Raw genomic sequence first — 6,456 nt, forward strand, 5'->3', positions numbered from 1 at the left:
TCCGATTGCCAAGAGGCAATCTGCGCGTCAGCCGTGCCGGGGCAGCCGAACGACCTCGGTGGGGTGTTCGAACCGCTCCCGCCGCCACCGGCTCTGCGTCTCCTCGGCGGCACGCTTCATCCGGTCGATTTCGGTGCGCAGGACGTCGACCCGGGCCTCTTTGGTGGCGTAGTGGAAATAGTCAAGTGTGTTGCGCAGCAGTTCGAGCTTCTCGCGCTCACGCTTGGCCAGATCATGCCCGGTCATCATTTCGATGCGCCGCACCGGCTGCAGCGAGTCCCAGTCGAGCACGATCTTGGTGCGATACACGGGTCGCTTGGGCCCGAAGGCTCTCGTCCACCGGCCCTGTGGTTCGGGGCGGTCGTAGTACGAGATCACCCCGTTGAAGCGTGAATCAATCGACTGACCGAACTGACTGCGATCCAGCGCGGAGTCCCATACCGTGCGCCACTCCTGGGTGGGCGCCAACTCCGGAATGCTCTGCGGCAGAGCCAGTTCGACGATATCGGTGAACCCGTCCTCGGTGTGCTCGTAGCGCGCCACGGTCGGTGGCTTCTCGAAGGCGAAGCTGACATCGTAGGCGGCCGTGTTGCCGTAATTGCGGACCGCCAGCTCGATGACATGCCAGTCCGCGGCGTGCGGCTCCATGAACATCGCGACGTGCGGTCGTGTCTGTTTGGCGTTCGTTTTCTGCTGTCGACGGATCTGCCGATGCGTGTACAGCAGCGCCGCCAGCCCCAGCAGCACTGCTGCCCAGGCGGCTACCGCCAGCCACGTCCCGGCCCCGACTCCGGTTACATCTCCCCACAGATCCGCGAGATCACTCGCGTTTTCCACCACTTGCTTATATCACGGCAAACTTACGAGTGCAGTATTGACGCGAATGAAAGTTATTGCGGCTCAAGCGAACCGGCGCCTCGCGCAGTGCCGGTCGCGGTGGGTGCCGTCGTTGGATCGGATGCACAAAAACCGGATAGGGATAGGTGTCGTGGACGCCGGCCTGCCACTCTGAGACGTTAGCGTAGAGCGTTCAGGCATGCCGAAAAGCTCTGGCTGTCAATCGAACTGGGGAACCTCAGCCACCCATCAGCGTGCGCCACTGATCGAGGCTGGACACCTTGTAGACGTAGTTCGAGCGCTTGACCTCCGACAGGGCTGCGCTGGGCTCGGTGGAATACCAGTGCCCCGGGAACACCGTCGGGTCACCGGACAACCCCGCCAATTGCTGCAGGCTGCGGAACATCTCGTCGACGTCCCCGCCAGGGAAGTCGGTGCGACCACATCCGTCGAGGAAAAGGGTGTCCCCGGCGACCAGGCGGCCGTCGAGCAGGAAGCACTGGCTGCCCGGCGTGTGGCCGGGGGTGTGCAGCAGCTCGATCTCGATCGCGCCGACGTCGACCCTGTCGCCGTGCTCGTGAGCGGTCAGGTCGCTCACCGGAATGCCGGTGATCCGGGACACGTAGAGCGCTTCGTGAGCGTTGACGTGAACGGGCACCTCGACACGCTCGAGCAGCTCGGCCAGCCCCTTGAGGGTGAAGCCCATCATCGACCCGCCGACGTGATCGGGGTGGTGATGGGTGACCAGCACACCGGACAGGTGCATGCCGTCGGCTTCGAGGGTGTCGAGGAGATCCCCGGCGGCGTATGCCGGGTCGACCGCAACGGCATCACCGGTCTCCCGGTCGCCGATCAGGTAGGCGAAATTTCGCATCTGCTGCGCCATCATGTCGCCGGCAGCGAAATCCCGGCCGGAGAGCAACTGACGGAAGTACAGACGATCAGTCGATGCCATGGGCCTAAGACTAGGCGTTCGACCTGCGGCGCACGCCGAGGCCCGTGCGTCATTTCGCCGCCTCGACGAGCGGTTTGGCCGTGCCCTGCCGCAGGCTGTACCCTCTTTAAGGCCCACGCCGCGCGTTATCTTGCGTCGAGGGTCAGGCCCCCTTAGCTCAGTCGGCAGAGCGTTTCCATGGTAAGGAAAAGGTCAACGGTTCGATTCCGTTAGGGGGCTCGGTGGACACTCGGATCTCTCGGTTGGCCTCTGGGCACGGAGTTCTGCAAGTGCCTATCGGGGCGGTGTAGCTCAGCTGGTTAGAGCGCACGACTCATAATCGTGAGGTCGGGAGATCGAGCCTCCCCACCGCTACTAGGTATATGTAAACGAGAACGTGAAAGAAGGCAACGGACGTGGCCTCCAGTACTGACGTACGGCCCAAGATCACCTTGGCCTGCGAGGTGTGCAAGCACCGCAACTACATCACCAAGAAGAATCGCCGTAACGACCCTGACCGGCTTGAGCTGAAGAAGTTCTGCCCGAACTGTGGTCACCACCAGCCGCACAAAGAGTCGCGCTGACCTGCCGGCATCAACGCCAGCAGGAAACGTCGTCAGCATCTGGGATGACGACGAGTAGTAGAGGAGACCTCTTCAACGATGGCACTGCGTGAGTTCAGTTCGATCAAGGTGGGCGAGGAATTGCCCGAAAAGGTCATCACCCTGACCCGTGCCGACCTGGTCAACTACGCCGGCGTGTCCGGCGACCTCAACCCGATCCACTGGGACGACGAAATCGCCAAACAGGTCGGCCTGGAGACGGCGATCGCCCACGGCATGCTGACGATGGGCCTCGGCGGCGGCTTCGTGACCACTTGGGTGGGCGACCCGGGTGCGGTGACTGAGTTCAACGTGCGCTTCACCGCGATAGTGCCGGTGCCCAACGACGGCGTCGGCGCGGAAATCGCGTTCAGCGGCAAGGTGAAGTCGGCCGACCCCGAGACCAAGACCGTGACGATCGCACTGGTCGCCACCACCGGCGGGAAGAAGATCTTCGGTCGCGCCGTGGCGATAGCGAAGCTGGCGTAACGATGGTACTCAAGACCGATATCCGGGGAATGGTCTGGAAGTACCCCGACACCTTTGTGGTGGGCCGCGAGCAGATTCGCCAGTACGCGAAGGCGGTGAAGTCTGCAGCCCCGGCCTCCATTGATGAAAAGGCCGCCGCCGAGCTGGGCCACGCCGGCCTCGTGGCCCCGCTGACCTTCATGTCGATTCTGGCGGTGATGATCCAGCGGCATTTCTTCCAGCACGTGGACGTCGGCCTGAAGACCCTGCAGATCGTGCAGGTGGATCAGAAGTTCAGGTTCAACCGGCCGATCGTTGAGGGCGACACCCTTCAAGGCACCATGTACATCGAGTCGGTCGAGGAGCGTTTCGGCGCCGACATCGTCACCACGCGCAACGTCCTTATCGACCAACATGGCGAGATCGTCATGGAGTCTTTCACCACGTTGATGGGTCACGAGGGCGACAATTCGATCTCGGCGGGCTGGGACCCCGAGACGGGCCAAGTGCTGCGCAAGCCGGTCACTCGCGACTAACAACGGATTAACACCTGTCCGATGCGCCGTTGTACACTCGGACCTCGGGGTTTTCCCACACAAGCGCGCTGTCCGTCGGTTCGGGTTGACCGAACGGGGAGCGCGCGAGCTATGTGGGGCACTTCGTTACAGAGGGGCGTAGCTCAACTGGCAGAGCAGCGGTCTCCAAAACCGCAGGTTGCAGGTTCAAGTCCTGTCGCCCCTGCAATAACTGAATAAGACTGGTTCGGAACATGGTGGACACTGGAGGGTGCACACCGGGCTGAGGTCTCAGCCCAGACACTCGACACAAAGGAGCATGCGGTGAGCGACGAGCGCGACAGTGCTGACGCCGCAGGCGACGGCGGACTGGCTGGCAACGAGGACACCACCGGCGGGCAGACCGTCGTCGTGACCCGACCCGCGCGTCCCACTGGTAAGCGGTCCCGGCGGGCCGGCGCCACTGCGCTGGTTGAGCCGGAGGAAGCCGAATCGACCGCCGAGGAACTCGGCGTCGAGAAGGACAAGCCCGCGAAGGCCAAGAAGACCAAGAAGAAGGCCAAGTCCGGACCCTCGCGCAACCCGATCCTGTTCGTCTGGAACTACCTCAAGCAGGTCGTGGCCGAGCTGCGCAAGGTGATCTGGCCGAACCGCAAGCAGATGGTCAGCTACACCACCGTGGTGCTGCTGTTCCTAGCCTTCATGGTTGCCCTGATCGGTGGGGTCGACCTGGGGCTGGCCAAGCTGGTGCTGTGGGTGTTCGGCTAGCCCAATGAAGCTTTAGAGAGGACTGACTACCGTGACAACCCCCGAAGGCGATACGCCCACGGGTGAGGCGATCGATGTCATCGACGACGACGCCGCATCGGCGACGACCACTGACATCGAAGAGGCCGCACCTGAGCTCGAGGCGGCGCCTGACGCTGACGCGACGCAAGCCGCCGGCGAGGCTGCCGAGGAGGAACTCGACCCGGCCGCCGCGCTCAAGGCTGAGCTGCGCAGCAAGCCGGGCGACTGGTACGTCATCCACTCGTACGCCGGCTACGAGAACAAGGTGAAGGCCAACCTCGAGACGCGCGTGCAGAACCTCGACGTCGGCGACTACATCTTCCAGGTGGAAGTGCCCACCGAAGAGGTCACCGAGATCAAGAACGGCCAGCGCAAGCAGGTCAACCGCAAGGTGCTGCCCGGCTACATCCTGGTTCGGATGGACCTGACCGACGACTCGTGGGCCGCTGTGCGCAACACCCCCGGAGTGACCGGATTCGTCGGCGCGACATCGCGGCCGACGTCGCTGTCGCTGAACGACGTGGTGAAGTTCCTGCTGCCGCAGGGCGCGGCGAAGAAGGCCGGCAAGGCGGCGTCAACGGCTGCGTCGGCCTCGTCTTCTGAGGCCACGCTGGAACGCCCGGAGATCCTGGTGGACTTCGAGGTGGGCGAGTCGGTCACCGTCATGGACGGCCCGTTCGCGACGCTGCCCGCATCGATCAGCGAGGTCAACGCCGAGCAGCAGAAGCTCAAGGTGCTGGTGTCGATCTTCGGTCGCGAGACACCGGTCGAACTGACCTTCAATCAGGTCGCCAAGATCTAGTAATTGGGCTTCGGCCCCCAGAAAGGAAATCGAACACCCATGGCCCCGAAGAAGAAAAAGGTCGTCGGGCTGATCAAGCTGCAGATCCAGGCCGGGCAGGCCAACCCCGCCCCGCCAGTCGGCCCTGCGCTCGGCCAGCACGGCGTCAACATCATGGAGTTCTGCAAGGCGTACAACGCCGCGACGGAAAACCAGCGCGGCAACGTCATCCCCGTGGAGATCAGCGTCTACGAGGACCGCAGCTTCACCTTCCAGCTCAAGACCCCGCCGGCTGCGCGGCTGCTGCTCAAGGCTGCCGGTATCCAGAAGGGTTCGGCCGAGCCGCACAAGACCAAGGTGGCGAAGATCAGCTGGGATCAGGTGCGCGAGATCGCCGAGACCAAGAAGGAAGATCTCAACGCCAACGACATCGACCAGGCCGCCAAGATCATCGCCGGCACTGCCCGGTCGATGGGCATCACTGTCGAGTAGCTTGCGGATCGGCCAGACCCGCAGTCGAATAGTTGCCCAATCCGTGGGAGGGCCCGCTTCGGCCCGCCAACCACAACTCTGAGAACAACAGGAGACACCAATGAGCAAGACCAGCAAGGCATATCGCGAAGCCGCCGAGAAGGTGGACCGCACCAAGCTCTACAGCCCGCTCGAGGCGGCCAAGCTCGCCAAGGAGACTTCGTCGAAGAAGCAGGACGCGACCGTCGAGGTGGCGATCCGGCTCGGCGTCGACCCGCGCAAGGCTGACCAGATGGTCCGCGGCACGGTCAACCTGCCTAACGGCACCGGTAAGACCGCCCGCGTCGCGGTGTTCGCGGTGGGCGAGAAGGCCGAGGCCGCTTTGGCCGCAGGTGCCGACGTGGTGGGCAGCGACGATCTGATCGAAAAGATCCAGGGCGGCTTCCTCGACTTCGACGCCGCGATCGCCACGCCCGACCAGATGGCCAAGGTGGGTCGCATCGCCCGCGTGCTGGGCCCGCGCGGCCTGATGCCGAACCCCAAGACCGGCACCGTCACCCCCGACGTGGCCAAGGCTGTCACTGACATCAAGGGCGGCAAGATCAACTTCCGCGTCGACAAGCAGGCCAACCTGCACTTCGTGATCGGCAAGGCATCCTTCGACGAGAAGAAGCTGGCCGAGAACTACGGCGCCGCGCTCGACGAAGTGCTGCGGGCCAAGCCGTCGTCCTCGAAGGGCCGCTACCTGAAGAAGATCACCGTGTCGACGACCACTGGACCGGGCATCCCGGTCGACCCGGCCGTCGTCCGGAACTTCACCGAAGAGCAGCAATAAGTCGTTAGTGCGAATGGCCACCTACCGCGGTAGGTGGCCATTCGTCGTTCAGGCCGCACGTCCGCGCCTCGGCCTCAACAACGTGTGGAATGCGCTGCCCGCACACACAATCGCTCAGTCGGTTGGCACTTCGATTGTGGTGAGCAGGGCGGATTCAATCGGTTGTCGCAACACCGGCTTGTTGGAGCAAGAGTAACTGGTCGTTGAAGGCCTCAGCCGGGGTC

9 protein-coding genes and 3 tRNA genes are annotated in these 6,456 nt (G+C 63.6%); 10 read left to right on the forward strand and 2 right to left on the reverse strand.

From position 1 onward, the window contains the following. Positions 1 to 27: 27 nt before the first annotated feature. Positions 28 to 840, reverse strand: coding sequence for a DUF8453 domain-containing protein (locus tag CG716_RS20085; RefSeq protein WP_410431086.1), 813 nt, complete (start codon positions 838 to 840; stop codon positions 28 to 30). Between the two features lie 235 nt (positions 841 to 1,075). Continuing rightward, positions 1,076 to 1,792 (reverse strand): MBL fold metallo-hydrolase, encoded by a 717-nt coding sequence (locus CG716_RS20090; RefSeq protein WP_094482818.1) that lies wholly within the window; start codon positions 1,790 to 1,792, stop codon positions 1,076 to 1,078. A 146-nt stretch (positions 1,793 to 1,938) separates the two neighbouring features. On the opposite strand from CG716_RS20090, the gene CG716_RS20095 reads away from it, so the two are divergent. The 10 genes from CG716_RS20095 to rplA all read left to right on the forward strand — a co-directional run bounded on the left by CG716_RS20095 (position 1,939) and on the right by rplA (position 6,232). Beyond that, positions 1,939 to 2,011 (forward strand) — tRNA-Thr (locus tag CG716_RS20095). A 61-nt stretch (positions 2,012 to 2,072) separates the two neighbouring features. Further along, positions 2,073 to 2,146: transfer RNA gene (locus CG716_RS20100), tRNA-Met, on the forward strand. 41 nt (positions 2,147 to 2,187) lie between these two features. Then, positions 2,188 to 2,355, forward strand: a complete 168-nt coding sequence (gene rpmG / locus CG716_RS20105; protein WP_083118336.1) for a 50S ribosomal protein L33 — start codon at positions 2,188 to 2,190, stop codon at positions 2,353 to 2,355. 78 nt (positions 2,356 to 2,433) lie between these two features. After that, a complete protein-coding gene (gene hadB / locus CG716_RS20110; protein ID WP_094482820.1) occupies positions 2,434 to 2,862 on the forward strand; it encodes a (3R)-hydroxyacyl-ACP dehydratase subunit HadB in 429 nt (142 codons plus the stop codon). Positions 2,863 to 2,864: 2 nt separating this feature from the next. After that, a complete protein-coding gene (gene hadC, locus CG716_RS20115; RefSeq protein ID WP_094482822.1) occupies positions 2,865 to 3,377 on the forward strand; it encodes a (3R)-hydroxyacyl-ACP dehydratase subunit HadC in 513 nt (170 codons plus the stop codon). A gap of 132 nt (positions 3,378 to 3,509) precedes the next feature. Continuing rightward, positions 3,510 to 3,582 (forward strand) — tRNA-Trp (locus CG716_RS20120). A gap of 98 nt (positions 3,583 to 3,680) precedes the next feature. Continuing rightward, positions 3,681 to 4,124 carry a preprotein translocase subunit SecE gene (gene secE / locus CG716_RS20125; RefSeq protein ID WP_094482824.1) on the forward strand — a complete coding sequence of 148 codons (444 nt, stop codon included), beginning with the start codon at positions 3,681 to 3,683 and terminating at the stop codon, positions 4,122 to 4,124. Positions 4,125 to 4,155: 31 nt separating this feature from the next. Continuing rightward, positions 4,156 to 4,947 (forward strand): transcription termination/antitermination protein NusG, encoded by a 792-nt coding sequence (gene nusG / locus CG716_RS20130; RefSeq protein WP_094482826.1) that lies wholly within the window; start codon positions 4,156 to 4,158, stop codon positions 4,945 to 4,947. Positions 4,948 to 4,986: 39 nt separating this feature from the next. Further along, positions 4,987 to 5,418, forward strand: coding sequence for a 50S ribosomal protein L11 (gene rplK / locus CG716_RS20135; protein WP_094482828.1), 432 nt, complete (start codon positions 4,987 to 4,989; stop codon positions 5,416 to 5,418). Positions 5,419 to 5,518: 100 nt separating this feature from the next. Continuing rightward, positions 5,519 to 6,232, forward strand: coding sequence for a 50S ribosomal protein L1 (gene rplA / locus CG716_RS20140; protein WP_094482830.1), 714 nt, complete (start codon positions 5,519 to 5,521; stop codon positions 6,230 to 6,232). Positions 6,233 to 6,456 lie beyond the last annotated feature (224 nt).

Source organism: Mycolicibacterium sphagni (genome assembly GCF_002250655.1).
GTDB classification, from domain to species: Bacteria; Actinomycetota; Actinomycetes; order Mycobacteriales; family Mycobacteriaceae; genus Mycobacterium; species Mycobacterium sphagni.

Bases quoted from the DNA above. Each gene is read 5' to 3' on its own strand.
- rplA (WP_094482830.1), top strand. From the start codon at position 5,519: ATGAGCAAGACCAGCAAGGCATATCGCGAAGCCGCCGAGAAGGTGGAC.
- rplK (WP_094482828.1), top strand. From the start codon at position 4,987: ATGGCCCCGAAGAAGAAAAAGGTCGTCGGGCTGATCAAGCTGCAGATC.
- hadB (WP_094482820.1), top strand. From the start codon at position 2,434: ATGGCACTGCGTGAGTTCAGTTCGATCAAGGTGGGCGAGGAATTGCCC.
- hadC (WP_094482822.1), top strand. From the start codon at position 2,865: ATGGTACTCAAGACCGATATCCGGGGAATGGTCTGGAAGTACCCCGAC.
- CG716_RS20090 (WP_094482818.1), bottom strand. From the start codon at position 1,792: ATGGCATCGACTGATCGTCTGTACTTCCGTCAGTTGCTCTCCGGCCGG.